The sequence below is a fragment of the Pseudomonas sp. COW5 genome (assembly GCF_026240005.1).
GTDB lineage: Bacteria > Pseudomonadota > Gammaproteobacteria > Pseudomonadales > Pseudomonadaceae > Aquipseudomonas > Aquipseudomonas kribbensis.
The window spans coordinates 1,755,867-1,774,852 of sequence record NZ_JAPHVP010000001.1; the positions used below are offsets into that span (position 1 = coordinate 1,755,867).

At 62.3% G+C, this 18,986-nt stretch carries 17 protein-coding genes and 1 riboswitch; of the genes, 6 read left to right on the top strand and 11 right to left on the bottom strand.

Going from position 1 to position 18,986, the window contains the following annotated elements; translation table 11 throughout:
- Positions 1-44 precede the first annotated feature (44 nt).
- The 3 genes from cpdA to OQ248_RS07990 all read right to left on the bottom strand — a co-directional run bounded on the left by cpdA (position 45) and on the right by OQ248_RS07990 (position 2,037).
- The gene (cpdA, locus tag OQ248_RS07980) at positions 45-860 is read right to left on the bottom strand and encodes a 3',5'-cyclic-AMP phosphodiesterase (protein ID WP_265812513.1); all 816 of its coding nucleotides are present in this window, start codon (positions 858-860) and stop codon (positions 45-47) included.
- 116 nt (positions 861-976) lie between these two features.
- Positions 977-1,429, bottom strand: a complete 453-nt coding sequence (locus tag OQ248_RS07985) for a DUF1249 domain-containing protein (protein ID WP_085711136.1) — start codon at positions 1,427-1,429, stop codon at positions 977-979.
- Positions 1,420-2,037, bottom strand: coding sequence for an NUDIX domain-containing protein (locus tag OQ248_RS07990; RefSeq protein WP_134825273.1), 618 nt, complete (start codon positions 2,035-2,037; stop codon positions 1,420-1,422). Before OQ248_RS07990 ends, OQ248_RS07985 begins: the two co-directional genes overlap by 10 nt.
- A 230-nt stretch (positions 2,038-2,267) precedes the next feature.
- Between OQ248_RS07990 and OQ248_RS07995 the strand changes: the two genes are divergently transcribed.
- A complete protein-coding gene (locus OQ248_RS07995; protein ID WP_114881194.1) occupies positions 2,268-3,014 on the top strand; it encodes an RsiV family protein in 747 nt (248 codons plus the stop codon).
- Here OQ248_RS07995 and cytX read toward each other — a convergent pair.
- On the bottom strand, positions 2,983-4,275 hold the full coding sequence (gene cytX / locus OQ248_RS08000; protein ID WP_085711133.1) for a putative hydroxymethylpyrimidine transporter CytX: 1,293 nt from the start codon (positions 4,273-4,275) through the stop codon (positions 2,983-2,985). The genes OQ248_RS07995 and cytX overlap by 32 nt on opposite strands.
- 140 nt (positions 4,276-4,415) lie before the next feature.
- Positions 4,416-6,305 carry a phosphomethylpyrimidine synthase ThiC gene (gene thiC / locus OQ248_RS08005; protein ID WP_085711132.1) on the bottom strand — a complete coding sequence of 630 codons (1,890 nt, stop codon included), beginning with the start codon at positions 6,303-6,305 and terminating at the stop codon, positions 4,416-4,418.
- A gap of 146 nt (positions 6,306-6,451) precedes the next feature.
- Positions 6,452-6,557: riboswitch (TPP riboswitch) on the bottom strand.
- Between the two features lie 206 nt (positions 6,558-6,763).
- Here thiC and OQ248_RS08010 point away from each other — a divergent pair.
- Positions 6,764-8,197 (top strand): TolC family outer membrane protein, encoded by a 1,434-nt coding sequence (locus OQ248_RS08010; protein WP_114881190.1) that lies wholly within the window; start codon positions 6,764-6,766, stop codon positions 8,195-8,197.
- Positions 8,198-8,228: 31 nt separating this feature from the next.
- Here OQ248_RS08010 and waaA read toward each other — a convergent pair whose 3' ends face one another.
- Together waaA and OQ248_RS08020 are read right to left on the bottom strand one after the other, a co-directional pair.
- A complete protein-coding gene (gene waaA, locus OQ248_RS08015) occupies positions 8,229-9,509 on the bottom strand; it encodes a lipid IV(A) 3-deoxy-D-manno-octulosonic acid transferase (RefSeq protein WP_265812514.1) in 1,281 nt (426 codons plus the stop codon).
- Between the two features lie 11 nt (positions 9,510-9,520).
- Positions 9,521-10,423, bottom strand: coding sequence for a LysR family transcriptional regulator (locus OQ248_RS08020; RefSeq protein ID WP_085711129.1), 903 nt, complete (start codon positions 10,421-10,423; stop codon positions 9,521-9,523).
- Positions 10,424-10,525: 102 nt separating this feature from the next.
- Between OQ248_RS08020 and OQ248_RS08025 the strand changes: the two genes are divergently transcribed.
- From OQ248_RS08025 to OQ248_RS08040, 4 genes are all read left to right on the top strand, one after another.
- Positions 10,526-10,858 (top strand): SMR family transporter, encoded by a 333-nt coding sequence (locus tag OQ248_RS08025; RefSeq protein WP_265812515.1) that lies wholly within the window; start codon positions 10,526-10,528, stop codon positions 10,856-10,858.
- 128 nt (positions 10,859-10,986) lie between these two features.
- On the top strand, positions 10,987-12,162 hold the full coding sequence (locus OQ248_RS08030; RefSeq protein ID WP_265812516.1) for an FAD-dependent oxidoreductase: 1,176 nt from the start codon (positions 10,987-10,989) through the stop codon (positions 12,160-12,162).
- A complete protein-coding gene (locus tag OQ248_RS08035) occupies positions 12,159-12,971 on the top strand; it encodes an aldo/keto reductase (RefSeq protein WP_265812517.1) in 813 nt (270 codons plus the stop codon). The genes OQ248_RS08030 and OQ248_RS08035 overlap by 4 nt, the downstream gene beginning before the upstream one ends.
- 31 nt (positions 12,972-13,002) lie before the next feature.
- A complete protein-coding gene (locus OQ248_RS08040) occupies positions 13,003-13,971 on the top strand; it encodes a metal ABC transporter ATPase (protein WP_265812518.1) in 969 nt (322 codons plus the stop codon).
- Between the two features lie 66 nt (positions 13,972-14,037).
- Here OQ248_RS08040 and hldE read toward each other — a convergent pair whose 3' ends face one another.
- From hldE to msbA, 4 genes are all read right to left on the bottom strand, one after another.
- Complete coding sequence (gene hldE / locus OQ248_RS08045; protein WP_085711125.1) at positions 14,038-15,462, bottom strand: bifunctional D-glycero-beta-D-manno-heptose-7-phosphate kinase/D-glycero-beta-D-manno-heptose 1-phosphate adenylyltransferase HldE; 1,425 nt, start codon at positions 15,460-15,462, stop codon at positions 14,038-14,040.
- 102 nt (positions 15,463-15,564) lie between these two features.
- Positions 15,565-16,173 carry an adenylyl-sulfate kinase gene (gene cysC, locus OQ248_RS08050; RefSeq protein ID WP_265812519.1) on the bottom strand — a complete coding sequence of 203 codons (609 nt, stop codon included), beginning with the start codon at positions 16,171-16,173 and terminating at the stop codon, positions 15,565-15,567.
- The gene (locus tag OQ248_RS08055) at positions 16,166-16,870 is read right to left on the bottom strand and encodes a sulfotransferase family 2 domain-containing protein (protein WP_265812520.1); all 705 of its coding nucleotides are present in this window, start codon (positions 16,868-16,870) and stop codon (positions 16,166-16,168) included. The genes cysC and OQ248_RS08055 overlap by 8 nt, the downstream gene beginning before the upstream one ends.
- A gap of 164 nt (positions 16,871-17,034) precedes the next feature.
- A complete protein-coding gene (gene msbA, locus OQ248_RS08060) occupies positions 17,035-18,837 on the bottom strand; it encodes a lipid A export permease/ATP-binding protein MsbA (protein ID WP_265812521.1) in 1,803 nt (600 codons plus the stop codon).
- Positions 18,838-18,986 lie beyond the last annotated feature (149 nt).

Here is an 18,986-nt window from a genome sequence, read left to right on the forward strand (position 1 = left end):
GTCGTTGGGCCAGCACCCGAGGAAATCAGCGCTGCGCCCCTGAATCAGTAACCGTTGGAGCCGTAATCCACCGTGAACCGGAAATCGGTGACACGCTCCACGCCCGTCTCGATCCGCCCGTTGGGCAGCAAGCGCAACCAACGATAGCCCGGCGCCTGCTCGCCGACCTTGAAGTCGACACTGCGCGGCTCGAACTGAATGCAGGTCGACGGTGAGGCGATCAGCCGCACGCCGTTGCGCTCACGGTCGATCTCCTGATGCACATGCCCCCACAACACGGCCCGGGCCTGCGGGAAACGGTCGAGCACCTCGAAAAACGCTTCGGGATTGCGCAAGCCGATGGGCTCCATCCAGGCGCAATCGATCGATACCGGGTGATGGTGGAAGCACACCAGATGATGCCGCTCCGGCGCTTCGCTCAAGGCACGGGCGAGCAGTTGCAACTGGTCATCCTGCAAGTACCCCGGCACCGAGCCCGGCACCGCCGAATCGAGCAGGGTCACGCGCCAGTTGCCGACATCCACTACCGGCTCCAGCAGCGCACTTTGCACCGCGGCCATTTGCATGATCTGCGGTTCGTCGTGGTTGCCGGGGATCCAGCGGGCGGGTGCATCGATCTGCGCGGTCAGCTGACGAAACTGCTGGTAGGACTCCAGCGTGCCGTCCTGGGACAGGTCGCCCGTGGCAATCATCAGGTCGATTTGCGGCTGTTGTTCGAGCACCAGCTCGATGACCTTTTGCAGGCTCTCACGAGTCTTCATGCCCAGCAGCGCGCCGTCCGCCTCGGCGAACAGATGACTGTCGGACAGTTGCACCAGCAACGCCGCATCGGCAGTGGTCAGAGTCGATACGCTCGGCAAGGCGTTCTCCCAGGGCTGGACGCCGGGTCGGAAAGGTTCGCAATTATGCTGGGGGAAGGCCCCGGGAAGAAACCGCCGAACCGGACACAGTTCACAACTTGCCGCTGTAATAGAAACTATCGAACGGCGGCGTACTCGTGACCGCAGGCCAGGCAATGACTCAGCCACTCTCCGAGGAACAGATTGAGCTGGGCCTTTTCGTCCGGCTGATGCATGGCCGCATTGGGGTAAGGATAGACGCCGCGAAAGCGCCGCGCATGTTCGGCGCTGATGACTTCGGCCATGCGCGCGTCGTGATAGACCTGCACTTCCAGCTGCGGCACCGGCAGCCACGGCAGGCTGTGTTCCTGACGCACTTGCAGGGTCGTGGTGTACGGACAGGTCTGCAACACTTCGATGGCCAGCACACCGAGCATCTGGTCGCCCTGGGTCACGGCGATGCGCCGTGCTTCAGGTTCGCGGCGCATGTCCGGCAACAGTCGCATCAGACGCGCGTAGTTGGCCTCGCAGGCGGCTTGCAGGCCCACGAGGTCGACACGATAGCGATCGCGCAGTTTGTTTACGACCATAACCCCCTCACTTCGGCGCGATTGAGCGCCAGCCACTGCAAGGCGATGATGCTCGCCGCATTGGCAATCCGGCCGTCGCGTACGGCCTGCAGCGCATCCTCGAATGCCCAGACCGTGACGCGGATATCTTCTGCTTCTTCCTCCAGCCCATGCAGGCCGCCAACGCCTTCGGTGCTGCAGCGCCCCAGAAACAGATGCACGAATTCGTTGCTGCCCCCCGGCGACGGGAAATATTGCATCATCGGCCACAACGCCTTGATGTCGAGTCCAGCTTCCTCCTGCGCTTCGCGGCGAGCAACTTCTTCCGGCACTTCTTCCTTGTCGATCAGACCGGCGACCAGTTCCACCAGCCACGGGTTGGCAGTCTTGCCCATCGCACCGACGCGAAACTGTTCGATCAGTACCACTTCATCGCGCTGCGGATCATAGGGCAGCAGGCATACGGCGTCGTGTCGCACGAACACTTCACGATTGATCTCGCGGCTCATGCCGCCGGCGAACAGTTCGTGGCGCAAATGCACACGGTCGAGCTTGTAGAAGCCCTTGTAGCATTGTTCGCGCCGCACGATATCGATGGCGGCGGGAGTGGCTTTGGCAAGATCGGTCATGGGCATCCTCGTTTACTGCAATTCCAATACGAGGCTGCGTTTTTTGTGACGGGCAACCTCGACTTCGCGCCATCCTAACGCGCCCGCGATGTTTGATGCAGCCCCTTTACCGTCAGCGGGATGGACGGTGGAGGCGAAACCCACTCTAATTAGCTTAGTGGCGAACTGACCGCTTCACAGAGAGTCGAAGCGGTAACTTTTTGCCTTCCCCTGTTTCAGAAAGGACGCCCATGTCGCTTTTCAAAATCGCCTCCGTGGCGGCCATCGCCCTGACCCTGGGCGCCTGTGCCAGCCTGTTCCAGCCCAACTACCGCACGCCGCTGGAAACCACCCGCGACGCTTCGGAAACCCTGAAACCCGGCTGTTCCAACCCGGACTGCCCGCTGGTGAACATCGACACCCTGCACTTCCCGGCCGAGCCTGCGCTGGACGGCATCATCGAAAAACGCCTGCTGCAATTCACCCGCACCGAACCCAACGCACCGGTGGCGCCAACCCTGGCGGCCTATCGCGAGCAGTTCCTGCGCACGGCCGGCCCGCGCAACAGCAGCTATTTGCAGGCGAAAGTACGCGAGCAGCATGACGGTCTGGTGATTGTCGAAGTGTCGAGCTACCTGGACACCGGCGGCGCCCATGGCACGCCGGGCCGCGGCTTCATCAACTATTCGCGCCAGCAGCACAAGGTGCTGAGCCTGTCGGACATGTTGGTGCCGGGTCAGGAAGAAGCGTTCTGGAAAGCTGCGCAAGTGGCGCATAACAGCTGGCTGATCAGCACCAAGCTCGATCAGGAAGCGGAGTACGTGAAGAACTGGCCGTTCGTCAAAACCCCGCACGTGGCCCTGACCTACGGCGGCGTGATCCTCAAGTACGACGTGAGCACCATCGCGCCTTACGCGCTGGGCCACGTCGAACTGAAGATCCCTTACCCGCGTCTGAACGGCATCATCAAGCCCGAGCTGTTTCCCGGCCGTAACTGAAGGCCCGGCCCAGCACGAGTTGCAGCAGCCCTGCCAGGACCAGCGCCGGCAGGGTTGCGCCGACATCCGGATACAGGTTGGCCAGCAGGTGGTAAGTACTGATGCCACCCAGCCAGGCCAACAGCGCCGGCCAGCGCAATGCGGCCGAAGCGACCTGACCACTGCGTTTGCGCAGGATGAAGTGATCCACCAGCACCACGCCGAACAGTGGCGCAAATACCGAACCGATCAGCAGCAAGAAATTCTGGTACTGCGCCAAGGGCGCGAGCAGCGCGATCAGGGTGCAGATCACACCGATGGCCAAGGCCAGATGCTCGACTTTCAGACGTAGCAGAATCCCGCTGGACACCGCCGCCGAGTGAATGTCGGCAAAGGCGTTTTCCGACTCGTCCAGCAGAATCAGCAACAGCGGAATCCCCAGACCGGCACCAGCCAGTGCCAGCAGCAGCGCGTTGACTTCACCGCTCGGCGCAAAGGCCAGGGTGTAGGCCACGCCGAGACTCATCAGCCAGAAGTTGCCGATGAAGAAACCGATGGCCGTGCCACCGAACACATTCTTCGCCTTTTTGCCGAAACGCGAGTAGTCGGCAATCAGCGGCAGCCACGACAGCGGCATCGCGATGGCAATGTCGAAGCCCACGGCGAGCGGCATCGAACCATCCCCGGCCTGTGCCCACAAGGCACCCAGATCGGCCTTGGCGAACAGGTTCCAGGTCAGCCAGATGCACGCGGCCAGAATCAGCCAGATGCCCCATTTGCGCAGGATCTTGCGCACGAACGTCAGCGGCCCGCTGACCGCGAGCAACGTCGCCAGTGCACCGAAGCACAACGTCCACAGCATCGGGCTGGCCCACAACGAACCTTCGCTGAACGCACGGGTACCCAGCAGGCTGGCCGCATCACGCATGACGATGATTTCGAACGAGCCCCAACCGATCAGTTGCAGCAGGTTGAGCAGCGCCGGCAGGCTCGCGCCTTTGCTGCCGAGGCTGAGTTTCAGCGCGGCCATCGACGACAGACCGGTGTCGCTGCCGATCACGCCGACGGCGGCCAGCAACAGGACGCCGACCAGGGTGCCAAGGAAGATCGCCAGCAGCGATCCCGACAGGCCCAGCCCCGGCGCCAACAGTGCACCGGTCTGCAAGACCATCAGGCCGATGCCCAGGGAAAACCACAGGGAAAACAAATCGCGACCGCCGAATACACGCTTGTCGGCGGGCACGGCGAGGTCGGGGGAATAAGTACCGGGTTGAATGCTCAAGGGTGTTATCTCAGAGGGACATTTGTTGTTGTGTCGACCGTATTCGCGAGCAAGCTCGCTCCCACTCTGGAATGCATTCAAATGTGGGAGCGAGCTTGCTCGCGAAGGGGCCATTACAGGCCCCACTCTTTCAGGTCCGATCAAACCTTCTTGTACAGCTGACTGCCTTCCTTCTTGAACCGCTCGGCCTGCTCCGCCAGGCCCTGGGCGACGTCCACGTCGACCGCGTCGATCCGCTGGTTGGCCGCGTATTCGCGGACTTCCTGAGTGATCTTCATCGAGCAGAATTTCGGCCCGCACATCGAACAGAAATGCGCGACCTTCGCCGAGTCCTTCGGCAGGGTTTCATCGTGATACGAACGGGCGGTGTCCGGGTCCAGACCGAGGTTGAACTGGTCTTCCCAACGGAATTCGAACCGCGCCTTGCTCAGGGCGTTGTCGCGGATCTGCGCGCCCGGATGTCCTTTGGCCAAGTCCGCTGCGTGGGCGGCGATCTTGTAGGTGATGATCCCGGTTTTCACGTCATCCTTGTTCGGCAGGCCGAGGTGTTCCTTCGGCGTCACGTAGCAGAGCATCGCGCAACCGAACCAGCCGATCATCGCCGCACCGATACCCGAGGTGATGTGGTCGTAGCCCGGTGCGATGTCGGTGGTCAGCGGGCCGAGGGTGTAGAACGGCGCCTCGTCGCAGCACTCCAGCTGCTTGTCCATGTTCTCTTTGATCAACTGCATCGGCACGTGGCCCGGGCCTTCGATCATGCATTGCACGTCATGCTTCCAGGCGATCTTGGTCAGTTCGCCCAGGGTTTCCAGTTCGCCGAATTGCGCTTCGTCGTTGGCGTCGGCAATCGAGCCCGGACGCAGGCCGTCGCCCAGCGAGAAGCTGACGTCGTAGGCCTTCATGATTTCGCAGATTTCGTCGAAGTGGGTGTAGAGGAAGTTCTCTTTGTGGTGCGCCAGACACCACTTGGCCATGATCGAACCGCCGCGGGAAACGATGCCGGTTACACGCTTGGCGGTCAGCGGCACGTAGCGCAGCAACACGCCAGCGTGGATGGTGAAGTAGTCGACGCCCTGCTCCGCCTGCTCGATCAGCGTGTCGCGGAACAGCTCCCAGGTCAGGTCTTCGGCCACGCCATTCACTTTTTCCAGCGCCTGATAGATCGGCACGGTGCCGATCGGAACCGGCGAGTTACGGATGATCCACTCGCGGGTTTCGTGAATGTGTTTGCCGGTGGACAAGTCCATGACGGTGTCCGAACCCCAGCGAATGCCCCAGGTCAGTTTCGCCACTTCTTCTTCGATGGACGAACCCAGCGCACTGTTGCCGATGTTGCCGTTGATCTTCACCAGGAAGTTGCGGCCGATGATCATCGGTTCCAGTTCGACGTGGTTGATGTTGGCCGGGATGATCGCGCGGCCACGGGCGATTTCTTCGCGTACGAACTCAGGGGTGATTTCTTTCGGAATGCTCGCGCCGAAGCTGTGGCCGGCGTGTTGCTGGTTCAGCAGGCCGGCGGCGCGGGCTTCTTGCAGCTTCATGTTTTCGCGGATGGCGACGTATTCCATCTCGGCGGTGATGATGCCTTTGCGCGCGTAGTGCATCTGGCTGACGTTGGCCCCGGCCTTGGCGCGGCGCGGGTTGTTGACGTGGGCGAAACGCAGTTTGGTCAACTCCGGATCGGCCAGGCGCTCCTGACCGAAATTCGAGCTCAGGCCTGGCAGGCGCTCGGTGTCGCCACGGTCGTCGATCCACGCCGAACGCACATCGCCCAGGCCTTTGCGCACGTCGATCACCACGTTCGGATCGGTGTACGGGCCGGAGGTGTCGTAGACGGTAACCGGCGCGTTGATTTCGCCACCGAAGTCGGTCGGGGTCACATCGAGGGTGATTTCGCGCATCGGCACGCGGATGTCCGGGCGGGAGCCCTGAACGTAGACTTTTTGCGAACGGGTGAACGGTTGAACCGACTGCTCGTCGACCTTGGCCGAGTCACTCAGGTTGATCGCGTTTTTAGATTTTGTAGTCATCACGGGCTCTCCAGACAGCATCCAGGCAGTGGATTGTCGGAGCAGAACCTGAAAGGCACGGACGCACCAGAACTGGTGCTGTGCATCGTCGTCGAGCGTTCGATTGTCGAACAATTTCCCGGACGAAGCACAAGAGGACTCGCCGGGTGACGAGAAATCTTGTTCCCTACGCAGGCGCTAACCTGATCAGGTTCAACGGGATCCGAAATTATTCGATCTCAGCCTCATAGCAAGGCACCCCGACAAGAACCCGGCCAGTCTAGACACAACCGGCAAAGAACGCCAACACCGCAGCAAACACCATGATGAATGGCGCAATTGCGGCGGCCGACAGGATTGTGAGCGCCTCAATGCGCTACTACACTCGCCTTGCCCTGCTGCGCCTTGACGCTCTGCGGCCCGCGCCTTACCTTTGGCGCCCGGATTATTTCCATAATATTCATGCTAGGGATCGCCTCATGCTGCGCAAACTCTCACTGGCTGTTGCCGTGTCTTGTGCGTCCAACGCAATGGTCTGGGCAGCAGAAGCGCCCTTGTCGACCAGGACCGATCTGGTCAGCGTCTATCAGGAAGCGGTCGACAACAACGCCGATCTGGCCGCCGCCCGCGCCCAGTACGGCGCCCAGAAAGAAGTGGTGCCCCAGGCCCGCGCCGGGCTGCTGCCGAACCTCTCCGGTGGCGCCGAAACCGCCAGCGTGCGCACCTCGATCGACCAGCCTTCGGCCATCGCCAACCGCAGCGCGCACTCCTATCAGGCGACCCTGGCGCAGCCGCTGTTCCGCGCCGATCGCTGGTTCCAGTACCAGGCCGCCAAGGACGTCAACGAGCAGGCCGCGCTGCAACTGTCGGCCACCGAGCAGAACCTGATCCTGCAATCGGCCGAAAGCTATTTCAACGTGCTGCGCAGCCAGGACAACCTGGCCTCGACCAAGGCTGAAGAAGCCGCGTTCAAGCGCCAGCTCGACCAGTCCAACGAGCGCTTCGACGTGGGCCTGTCGGACAAGACCGACGTGCTGCAGTCGCAAGCCAGTTACGACACCGCCCGGGCCAACCGGATCGTCGCCCAGCGTCAGGTGGATGATGCGTTCGAAGCGCTGATCACCCTGACCAACCGTCAGTACAACTCGATTCAGGGCATTGTCCACACGCTGCCGATCCTGCCGCCGGCGCCGAACGACGCCAAGGCCTGGGTCGATACCGCCGCGAAACAGAACCTCAATCTGCTGGCCAGCAACTATGCGGTGAGCTCCGCCGAACAGACCTTGAAGCAGCGCAAGGCCGGTCACCTGCCGACCCTCGACGCCGTGGCCAAATACGAAAAAGGCGACAACGACGCCCTCGGCTTCTCCAACCCGAGCGCCTTCGGCACGCCGTATCACGGCAACGTCGAACAGAGCACCGTGGGCCTGCAACTGAACATCCCGATCTACAGCGGCGGGCTGACCAGCTCCCAGGTGCGCCAGTCTTACGCGCAACTGGATCAGAGCGAGCAACAGCGCGAAAGCCTGCGCCGGCAGATAGTGGAAAACACCCGCAACCTGCACCGCGCGGTGAACACCGACGTCGAACAGGTGCAGGCGCGCCGCCAGTCGATCATCTCCAACCAGAGCGCGGTGGAAGCCACGGAAATCGGTTATCAGGTGGGTACGCGCAACATCGTCGACGTGCTCGACGCCCAGCGTCAGCTCTACACCTCGGTGCGCAACTACAACAACACCCGTTACGACTACATTCTCGACAACCTGCGCCTGAAGCAGGCGGCGGGGACGTTGAACCCGGGTGACCTGCAGGACCTGACCCGTTATCTGAAAGCCGACTACAACCCGGACAAGGATTTCCTGCCGCCGGATCTGGCCAAGGCCGCCGAAGAGCAGCTCAAGGCCCGGCCTTAAACAAAAAACGCAGCCCTGAGGCTGCGTTTTTTTAGGGGCGGTCGATCAACCTTCCCAGCCCATCAAGCAATCGCTGCAACGCACCCTGATTGCGGCGCATCACGCTCAATCCGGCTTCGGCCATGCGCTGTGCATCGCGCGGCAACTCGAACAGCCGCTGCACTTCCGTCGCCAGACCTTCGGCGTCATCCACCTCGGCCAACGCCCCGGCGCTGCGCAGTTGTGCGGCGATGTCGAGGAAGTTGAACAGGTGCGGGCCGCTGATCACCGGTTTCGCCAAAGCTCCCGGCTCCAGCAGGTTGTGGCCACCGTTGGGCACCAGGCTGCCACCGACAAACGCGCTGTCGGCCAGGGCATAGAGAAACAGCAACTCGCCCATGGTGTCGCCGAGCAGCACCGAGGTTGAGGCATCGACGTTGGCGCCGGTCGAACGACGCACCGTGGCAAACCCTTCGCGCTGGCACAGTTCGAACACCGAGTTGAAGCGCTCCGGATGGCGCGGCACCAGAACCAGCAACGCATCGGGATGGTTGGCCAGCAAACGGCGATGGGCATTGAGCACCACCTCGTCTTCGCCTTCATGGGTGCTGGCGGCGATCCACACCGGGCGCTCCTGCGCCTGCCATTCACCGCGCAGTTCAGCGGCGCGTTGCAGCAATTGCGGGTCGATGGTCAGGTCGAACTTGATCGAGCCGGTGACTTCGACTGTTTCCGGGCGCGCACCGAGATCACGGAAACGCTGGGCTTCGGCTTCGGTCTGCACGGCGAACAGGCTCATTTCGGCCAGCATCGGTGCGGTCAGTTTGCTGAACCGGCCGTAGCCTTTGGCCGAGCGCTCGGACAGTCGACCGTTGGCCAGCGCCACCGGAATCCCGCGTTTGGCGCATTGATGAATGTGGTTCGGCCAGAGCTCGGTTTCCATGATCACCGCCAGTTTCGGCTGCACGCGATCGAGAAAACGCGCCGCCGCGCAGGGCAAATCGTAAGGCAGGTAGCAATGCTGGATGCGCGGCTCGTTGGCAAACAATGCGTGAATGCGCTCCGACCCGGTCGGCGTCATGCAGGTCACGGTGATCGGAAGCGTCGGATAACGTTGCAGCAGCGCGCGGATCATCGGCGCGGCCGCGATGCTTTCGCCCACCGACACGGCGTGAACCCAGATGCCTCCAGGCTGCAGCGTCGGCATGCCGTAGGAGAAACGTTCGCCAATCCGTTTGGCATACGCCGGCGCCTTGCGCGAACGCAGCCATAGCCGAATCGCCACCAATGGCAGCCCCAGGTAAAACAGCGCGGTGTAGAGAGTTCTATTCATGGCGGCGGAGTTTATCGGCTTTTGCCGCCGATCGCCCGCAGGTGTATGGCAAATCGCTCCGCCAGCCAGCGGGCCGCCGGCCCGAGCGGTTCGTCACGACGCCAGACCAGCTCCACCACCAGTGCCGGCGGCGTCCATTCGCTGTCGAGTTCTACCATCAGGCCCTGGTAGGCCGAGTACTGCACCACATGACGCGGCAGCCAGGCCCAGCCGAGGTCGCGCACCAGCCATTCGGCCATGACGTAGAAACTGTCGGCACGCCAGACCTGCGGGCTGGCCGGCTCGCTGCCGGGGTAGACGCTGGTCTGGGTCGACATCAGCAGTTGCCGATGTTGCGCCAGTTGCTGGCAATTGACCCGGGATTGCGCCGCCAGCGGATGATTGACGCCGCAAACCGTGACCATTTCCACGCTGCCCAGCACCCGCCGCTCCAGCGCTTCGGGGATTTCATCGTGGTAGAACAACAACCCGAGATCGGCCCGGCGCTCCACCAGTTTGCGCGAAACCTCACCCTGGGCGGCGCTGGTCAGTTGCACCTCCAGGCTCGGAAACTGCTCGGCCAACGCACCGAAGCTTTCCACCAGTGCCTGATAGGGCATCGCCTCATCCTGAGCCACGCGCAGCTGCGCTTCCTGGCCACGTACCATGGCCATGGCCCGACCGTTCAGGCGCTCACATTGGCGCAACACTTCCCGCGCCTCTTCGAGCAAGGCTTCGCCCGCTTCGGTAAGACTCGGCTGGCGACCACTGCTACGCTCGAACAGACTGACACCGAGGTCGTCTTCCAGCATGGCAATCGCGCTGCTGATCGCCGACTGTGCCTTGCGTTGCTGGCGCGCCACGGCGGAGAACGAACGCTGTTCGGCGACCGCGACGAACACACGTAACTGATCCAGATTCCACTGCATGCTCATCGACCAACCCATCTTGTAAACAGATAGGTAATGACTTTACCCCATCCGGGTACTCACTAGAATGCCGCCTCAGAAAGCAACGCTTCACACGAGGAATTGAACATGAACGCTTACGTCTATCTGGCTATCGCCATTTGCGCCGAAGTGATCGCCACCGTTTCGATGAAAGCCGTCAAAGGTCTCAGCACGCCTTTGCCGCTGGTGCTGGTCATCGTCGGCTACGCCATCGCGTTCTGGATGCTGACCCTGGTGGTGCGCAGCGTGCCGGTGGGCGTGGCCTACGCGGTGTGGGCCGGTATGGGCATTGTGATGGTCAGCGTTGCGGCGCTGTTCATTTACGGGCAGAAGCTCGACGTGCCGGCGATGCTCGGGATGGCGCTGATCGTGCTCGGTGTGGTGGTGATTCAGCTGTTCTCGAAAACTGCAGGCCACTGATTCTGACATGAGCCCTTGCAGGCACTCGCGCCTGCAGGGCTCATGCCTGCCCTCTGTTGATCATCGACAAATCCCCTTTTCCCCGAGTCTGTATACTGCGCCCTCGTCTTGAACACTGAGGTCGTTGCATGCCATCTCCCATTTCCACCGACGTGCTGATTGTCGGCGCTGGTGTCGCCGGTCTCTGGTTGAACGCGCGCCTGCGCCGCCAGGGTTTCTCGACCGTGCTGGTGGAAAGCGCCAGCCTCGGTGGCGGACAGAGCGTGAAGTCCCAGGGCATCATCCACGGCGGCGCCAAGTATGCGCTGCACGGTGCACTGACCGGCGCCTCGGAAGCCATCGCCGACATGCCGCGCCGCTGGCGCGAAGCCCTGGCCGGCAACGGTGAGCTGGACCTGAGCGGCGTGCGCCTGCTGTCCGAAGCCCATTACCTGTGGTCGCCGGGCACCCTGGCCGGCAACCTCACCAGTTTCTTCGCCAGCAAAGCGGTGCGCGGCCGGGTCGATCAGGTCAAGGGCGATCAGTTGCCGCCAGCGCTGCAAGACAAGCGTTTCAAGGGCAAGGTCTACCGTCTCGCCGAACTGGTGGTCGACGTACCAAGCGTGATCCAGCGCCTGGCCGACCTCGCCGGTGACGGCCTGCTGGCCGGCCAGAACATCGAGCCATTGCTGGAAAGCGGCGTGCTGGTCGGCCTGAAAGTCGACGGCCGCGAGATTCGTGCCCAGCGCATCGTGCTCAGCGCCGGTGCCGGTACTGCGGCGCTGCTGGAATCCCTCGGCCTGACCCGACCGGCCATGCAACGCCGGCCGCTGCACATGATCATCGCCAAGGGCCCGGGCCTGAAGCCGCTGTACGCCCATTGCCTGGGTGGCGGCACCAAACCGCGCATCACCGTGACCACCCACCCGGCCGCCGACGGCCAGTGGGTCTGGTACATGGGCGGCGATATTGCCGAGTCCGAAGGCGTGGCTCGCGAGCCGGCCGAGCAGATTGCCACTGCACAAAAGGAAATCGCACAGTTGCTGCCGTGGATCGACCTGAGCAACGTGCAATGGGCCACCCTGCGGGTCGACCGCGCCGAACCGCTGCAAACCGGCCTGACTCGCCCGGACAACGCGTTCCTCGCCGAAGAAGGTCGCCTGCTGGTCGGCTGGCCAACCAAACTCGCCCTGGCCCCGGACTTCGCTGATCGGGTGATCGCGTCTCTGGAACGCGACGGCATCCAGCCGAGCCACCCCGCCCCGCTGCCAGAACTGCCAAAACCACCAATGGGCGTTCCCGCCTGGGAGCAACTGCTGCCATGAGCCTGCCGACCCTGCACGATCTGCATCGCCCGCTGGGCAGCACCGGCCTGCTGGTTTCACCGCTGGGCCTGGGCACCGTCAAACTCGGCCGCGATCAGGGCGTGAAATACCCCAACGGCTTCCAGATCCCCGATGACGACGCCGCACGTATGCTGCTCAAGCAGGCGCGGGAGCTGGGCATCAACCTGATCGACACCGCGCCGGCCTATGGCCGCAGCGAAGAACGCCTCGGCCCGTTGCTGCGGGGTGAGCGCAAGGATTGGGTGATCGTCAGCAAGGTCGGCGAAGAATTTGTCGACGGCCAGTCGACCCACGATTTCAGCGCCGCCCACACCCGGATGTCGGTGGAGCGCAGCCTGCAACGTCTTGAAACCGATTTTATCGATCTGGTGCTGGTGCACTCCGACGGTAACGATCTGGCGATCCTCAACAACAGCGAAGTCTACGCAACCCTCGCGGCGCTGAAGGCCGAGGGCAAGATTCGCGGCTTCGGCTTTTCCGGCAAAACCGTCGACGGTGGCCTCAAAGCGCTGGAGCAAGGCGACTGCGCGATGGTCACCTACAATCTGAACGAACAAAACGAGAAGGCTGTCATTGACTATGCTGCTGCCCACGGCAAAGCCATTCTGGTGAAGAAGGCCCTGGCCAGCGGGCACGTGTGCCTGAGTCCCGGCGTGGATCCGGTACGCGCCAGCTTCGAGTTGCTGTTCGCCCAGCCCGGCGTGGCCAGTGCCATCGTCGGGACAATCAATCCGCTGCACCTCGCCCATAACGTTGCGACCGTTGCCCAGGTCCTTCGTGGACACTGACGCCGCCCCGCGGCCTTAAGCAGGAGCCGACATGCCGCGTACGCTCATCAGAAAGAACCCGAGCAACTTCAAGACGCTGCCGCTGTTCGTCGAAGCGACGCCCGAAGGCCTGACGTATCAGAGCGTCGGCATGCCGCTGAATTTCGCCCAGACCCTGCAGCGGCGCAAACCGGTCAGCGTGGCGGATGCCGAACGCTTTGCGCTGGAGCTGGCCAACCTCGGCGTCTCGGTGCGCCTGACCCTGCACTGGCAGAATCGCGATTACTGGGTGCTGGTACGCCAGCGGCGGCAGGATCGCGGCGATGTCGTGCTCAAGCTGATTTCCGGCTACGTGCCGGCCCATGAACTGAATATCCCGTTGCACACGGCCATTCAGGAGATCGCTGAAGAATGCCTGCTGGAAACCCCGGAAGGCTGGCTCGGCGGGCGTTTCAACGACACCTGGCTGCCGGCGCCGTACGCCTCGGCGCTGCATTATCGCGAGGCCCTGCCCTTTCGCCTGATGCCACTGTCCGGCTCAGCCCGGCCGGTACGTTGCGCCAATCTGCAATTGCTCGAACGGCCACGGGCCTACGTGCATTTGCCCACCGCTTCACTGCAATTGATCTATGACCTGCGGCTGGATGTGCCGAAGGAAGCCAAGAACCTGAGCCTGTTTCATGTCGATGAACGACTGGAAGGCGATCAACTGGTCGCCCGGCTCGACCGCAAGCGCCCCGATCTGTACTTGATGCCGTTGCAGGACGGCGAACCGTTGCCCGAGCTGTATACGCTGAAGAAAGGTCAGTTGTCCCCGGCAGGCACCCGAGGCCTGTATCTGGCGGAAAGCTTCGCCCGGCAGGACGGCTGGCTGGTGCGCGATGAGCGCATTCGCTGGAAGGACTGGCTGCGCCAACAGGGCCTGACGCCGCCGCCCAAGGACACGGGGCTGGCGCGGTTGCGCGGCAAGGCCAAGCAACTGCTGAAGAAGATCGTGCCGCGCAAGAAAGTGAACTCCTGAACGGCAAAAGACCGCGCCTGCGAGCGACTCCAGAGAGTCATCGCAGGCGCGGTCTTTATGATTGCATCACTCGGACTTGCGGATTTTTTCCACAATCGCCGTGGTCGAGCTGTTTTCCACCAGCCCCAGCACCTTCACGGTGCCGCCGTAGGCCTTGACGATATCGGCGCCGACAACCTGGTCGATGCCATAGTCGCCGCCCTTCACCAGCACGTCCGGCTTGACCTCGCGCAGCAGGTTTTCGGGAGTGCCTTCAGGGAAGCTGATCACCCAGTCCACCGCGCCCAGGCCGGCGAGAACCGCCATGCGCCGGTCGACGCTGTTGATCGGCCGGCCCGGACCTTTCAGGCGGCTGACCGAGGCGTCGTCGTTGATCGCGACGATCAGACGATCACCCTGGGCCCGTGCCTGCTCGAGGTAGGTCACGTGGCCGGCGTGGAGAATGTCGAAGCAGCCATTGGTGAACACGATCTTCTCGTTGTGCGCACGGGCATCGGCCACCGCCAGAATCAGTTGCTCCAGTCCCAACACACCACGTTCCGAACCTTCCTCGCGCTGAATGGCGCGACGCAGTTCCGGGGCGCTGATCGCCGCCGTACCCAGTTTGCCGACCACGATGCCGGCCGCCAGGTTGGCCAGCGCCACCGCGTGCGGCAGTTCTTCGCCTGCGGCAATCGCGGCCGCCAGGGTGGAAATCACCGTGTCGCCGGCACCGGTCACGTCGAACACTTCACGGGCCCGGGCCGGCAGGTGCAGCGCCGGATGATCCGGGCGCAGCAGGGTCATGCCGTGCTCGCCGCGAGTCACCAGCAGTGCGCCGAGCTCGAGGTCGTGCATCAGTTTCGCGCCCTTGCTCACCAGTTCGTGCTCGTCGGCGCAACCGCCGACGATGGCTTCGAACTCGCTGAGGTTCGGGGTGATCAGGCTCGCGCCACGGTAGATCGAGAAATCCTTGCCCTTCGGGTCGGCCAGCACCGGAATGCCTTTGGCCCGGGCGGCCTGGATCAGCGCCTGATGGTTTTTCAGGGCGCCTTTGCCGTAGTCGGACAGCACCAGCACCTTGATGCCTTCCAGCAGGTCGTCGACCTGGGAAGCAAGGGCCAGGGCGTCGGTGGCGAACGGTTCTTCGAAGTCGATACGCAGCAATTGCTGGTGCCGACTCATGACCCGCAGCTTGACGATGGTCGGCTGGTGCGCGATGCGCTGGAACAAGGCGCGCACGCCCGCACCCTTGAGGCTGTTGCTCAGGCTGTCGGCGGCTTCGTCGTCACCGGTCACACCGACCAGCGACGCCGGCGCACCCAGCGCGGCAATGTTCAAGGCAACGTTGGCGGCACCGCCCGGGCGGTCTTCGATTTGCTCGACCTTTACAACCGGAACCGGCGCCTCAGGGGAAATCCGTGAGGTACCACCATGCCAGTAACGGTCGAGCATGACATCGCCGACCACCAAGACAGGGGCTTGATCGAATCGCGGCATGGACAACTTCATGGAGCAACCCACATACAAAATGAACAGGGGCGCGATATTAACACAGGGTTGGCGAAGGCTTGTGCGGCGGCTGCAACAGGATGAAACAACAGACTTTTTTGCTCATTTTTTGCACAGGAACGCCGCCAGTCGATGGCAGGCATCGGCCAGCTCGACCTCGTCCGTATCGATCCGGCACTCGGCCGCCAGCGGCACCTCGTACGGACTGTCGATCCCGGTGAAGTCCTTGATCCGCCCTTCTCGCGCCGCCCGGTACAACCCCTTCGGATCACGCCGGGCGCAGACTTCCAGCGAAGTGCTGACATGCACTTCAATGAAATCACCTTCGGCAAACAGCCGGCGTGCCGAATTCCGCTCGGCACGAAACGGTGAAATGGCAGCCACGATCACGATCAACCCGGCGTCCACCATCAATCGCGCCACTTCGGCGGTACGCCGGATGTTCTCGCGTCGACAGGTATCGGTCATCCCCAGATCGCAGCAAAGACCGCTGCGCAAGTTGTCGCCATCGAGCAGGAACGTGTGCAGCCCGAACTGATGCAGATACAGTTCCAGCGCATTGGCCAGGGTCGATTTTCCGGCGCCGGACAGTCCGGTCAGCCACAGGCAACGGGGGTGCTGCGCCTTCTGCGCGGCGCGCGCCTGGGCGGGAAGAGACAGCGCATAGGGACGGATCACCGGTGGCGGCGATACTGACAGTGCCTCACTCATAACCGAGCATCTCGTAGTCACGTGCATAGACTCGTCGCACCAGACGTCGGGTACGTTGCGTACAAAAGTCACGGGCCGGTTGCGGGCGTCGCTGCCGGGAGCTGTTGATGTGTTGCAGCTGGCTGGTCAGACCCAGGCGCTCGCACACGAGGCGAAAATCCCGTTCCAGATGTTCCTGATAGCCGACGAAGTCCAGGGCGAGGCGCCCCAGTGAATCGGTGAGAAAATCGGTTTGCGCGGCAAAGTGCAATTGTCGCCCGATGGTGTCGGCATGTAGCCAGCGCGCAACGAAGTCGTCGAAGTCGCGGTAGTGCCTGACCAGATGCTGCGCGGCCTGATCACGCCCGCCCAGTTGGTTGCCATGCAGGAAGGCATAGGCCGAATAGGCACGCTCCAGCGGATCACGCACGAAAGTGAATTTGAATGCGGCGGCAAACTGCGCGGGAAACTGTTCTTCATACCAGTACAACGGCAAGTGACCGGGACGCCAGCCGTCGAACATTGACTCGCAGACACTGCTGCCGGCGCATTTGGGGACGTGAATGAACAGACAGGAACGTTGCTCGAAGACTTCGGGAAAGCGCAGGTTGGACGACATGGACTTGTTCACCGCCTGTCGATCGACGACCGACAGGCGCCCCAGCAGAAAAGCCCGCTGCGGCTTTGGCAGCAGTTTCCACAGATAGCGTTGCAACATGAAAGTACCCGCGCGACGGGGATGGCCCCTTCGATGGAAGTCAGAGTTCGTCCGGGAACCTTAACAAGCGCGGTGTCGGGTTTTATGCAGGTTTGGTCAAGAAGGGTAAAGATCCGGATACAAATGGCCGGGCGCATTGCGCGCCCGGCGTCCGCGAGGCGGGATCAGGCAATATCTTCGGCCGGAGCGTCGAGGCCCATGGCGTTCAGACGCGCGTAGTAGCCATTCTGCGCCAGCAGTTCGCTGTGAGTGCCACGCTCGACGATCCGGCCCTGATCCATCACCAGAATCAGGTCGGCCTTCTCGATGGTCGACAGACGGTGGGCAATGACCAGCGTGGTACGGCCCTTCATCACCTGGTCCAGTGCTGCCTGAATGTGCCGCTCGGATTCGGTGTCGAGGGCCGAGGTGGCCTCGTCGAGAATCAACAATGGCGCGTTCTTGAGCAAGGCACGGGCGATCGCCAGGCGCTGGCGCTGGCCACCGGAAAGCAACACGCCGTTCTCGCCGACCTGGGTGTCCAGGCCTTCGGGCAACTGCGCGATGAAGTCCATCGCATAAGCGTCACGCGCGGCTTTCTCGATGTCTTCACGCGGTGCCCCGGCCAGATCGCCGTAGGCAATGTTGTTGGCCACGGTGTCGCTGAACAGCGTGACGTGCTGGGTGACCTGGGCAATGTGGCGGCGCAGGTTGAGCAGCTTGTATTGCTCGACTTCCACACCGTCGATCAGGATCTCGCCCTTGTCGTGGTGATAGAAGCGCGGGATCAGGTTGGCCAGGGTCGACTTGCCGCTGCCGGAACGGCCGACCAGCGCCACCATTTGCCCGGGCTCGGCCGAGAAGCTGATGTTGTCGAGCACCTGACGCTCGGTGCCAGGGTAGGTGAAGCTCAGGTTGCGCACATCCAGACGACCGCTGACCGCATCACGCTCGATCGTGCCGGTATCGACTTCCGGCTCGACGTCCAGTTGCTCGAAAATGCTTTCGGCGCCGGCCACGCCCTTCTGGATGGTCGAACTGACTTCGGACAACTGACGAATCGGCTTGGGCAGCAGACCCGCCAGGGTGATGTAAGCCACCATGTCACCTGCCGAAGCGTCACCGCGCAGGAACAGCACCAGAAACATCAGCACGGCCATGGCGGTGTAGATCACCAGTTGCAGCATCGGCGTGTAGATGGCGCCGGTGCGGGTCATGCGCAGTTGTTTGTCGGTATTGCTCTGGCTGGCATTGAGGAAGCGTTTCTCTTCGTAGGCTTCGCCGCCGAAGCTGCGCACGACGCGATAGCCCTGGATGGTTTCCGACGCCACATGGGTCACGTCGCCCATGGCCAGCTGGATTTTCTTGCTCTGCTTGCGGAATTTCTTGCTGGCGGTGCGCACCATCACGGCGATCAACGGCAGGATCGCAACCATCACCAGTGTCAGTTTCCAGTTCATGAACAGCAGGGAGGCGAACAGGAAGATGACTGTCATGCCTTCACGGATTACGACCTTGATCGCATCTGTTGCCGCCCCCGTGACCATGGTCACGTTGAAGGTGATGCGCGAAATCAGGTGGCCGGAGTTATGCTTGTCGAAATACCGGTTCGGCAGCACCAGCAGGTTGTTGAACAGCTGCACCCGCAGATCGTGGACCAGGCCCAGGGAAACCTTGGCCAGGAAGTAGTTGCCCAGATAGGAGCCCAGGCCCTGCCACGCAGCGATCAGGATGATCAGTAGCGGTACGGCCTGCAAAAGTTGCAGGTCGCGCAGGTAAGGCACGGTGGGAAACAGCACTGCCTCGGGGTTGGACAGACCGTCGACGAAATACTTGAGAATGTAACCGAGCATCGGCTGGGTCGATGCGAAAATCAGAAAACCGACGATGCTGATCAGGAACAGACTGATATACGGCCGGACGTAGCCGAGCAGGCGGAAGTAGATTTTCAAGCTCGAAGGGCTTGCGGCGGGACTGGAGTCGGTCATATCACGCGAAAGTCGATAAAAAGGACGCTGACTTTAGCACAGCTTCTTAAGGGTTCTGGCAATCGGCCAAAGGCTGTTATTGTTATGCGTCTTTTTCAGCATCAAATAGCCATCAACGAAATGGCCGATCAACTTCAGGATTGAATCTC

Coding starts and splice junctions, on each gene's coding strand:
- OQ248_RS07985 (WP_085711136.1), bottom strand. CDS start 1,429: ATGGTCGTAAACAAACTGCGCGATCGCTATCGTGTCGACCTCGTGGGC.
- OQ248_RS07995 (WP_114881194.1), top strand. CDS start 2,268: ATGTCGCTTTTCAAAATCGCCTCCGTGGCGGCCATCGCCCTGACCCTG.
- OQ248_RS08030 (WP_265812516.1), top strand. CDS start 10,987: ATGCCATCTCCCATTTCCACCGACGTGCTGATTGTCGGCGCTGGTGTC.
- thiC (WP_085711132.1), bottom strand. CDS start 6,305: ATGACTACAAAATCTAAAAACGCGATCAACCTGAGTGACTCGGCCAAG.
- msbA (WP_265812521.1), bottom strand. CDS start 18,837: ATGACCGACTCCAGTCCCGCCGCAAGCCCTTCGAGCTTGAAAATCTAC.
- OQ248_RS08055 (WP_265812520.1), bottom strand. CDS start 16,870: ATGTTGCAACGCTATCTGTGGAAACTGCTGCCAAAGCCGCAGCGGGCT.
- OQ248_RS08040 (WP_265812518.1), top strand. CDS start 13,003: ATGCCGCGTACGCTCATCAGAAAGAACCCGAGCAACTTCAAGACGCTG.
- OQ248_RS08020 (WP_085711129.1), bottom strand. CDS start 10,423: ATGAGCATGCAGTGGAATCTGGATCAGTTACGTGTGTTCGTCGCGGTC.
- cysC (WP_265812519.1), bottom strand. CDS start 16,173: ATGAGTGAGGCACTGTCAGTATCGCCGCCACCGGTGATCCGTCCCTAT.
- hldE (WP_085711125.1), bottom strand. CDS start 15,462: ATGAAGTTGTCCATGCCGCGATTCGATCAAGCCCCTGTCTTGGTGGTC.
- OQ248_RS08025 (WP_265812515.1), top strand. CDS start 10,526: ATGAACGCTTACGTCTATCTGGCTATCGCCATTTGCGCCGAAGTGATC.
- OQ248_RS08035 (WP_265812517.1), top strand. CDS start 12,159: ATGAGCCTGCCGACCCTGCACGATCTGCATCGCCCGCTGGGCAGCACC.
- OQ248_RS07990 (WP_134825273.1), bottom strand. CDS start 2,037: ATGACCGATCTTGCCAAAGCCACTCCCGCCGCCATCGATATCGTGCGG.
- OQ248_RS08010 (WP_114881190.1), top strand. CDS start 6,764: ATGCTGCGCAAACTCTCACTGGCTGTTGCCGTGTCTTGTGCGTCCAAC.
- waaA (WP_265812514.1), bottom strand. CDS start 9,509: ATGAATAGAACTCTCTACACCGCGCTGTTTTACCTGGGGCTGCCATTG.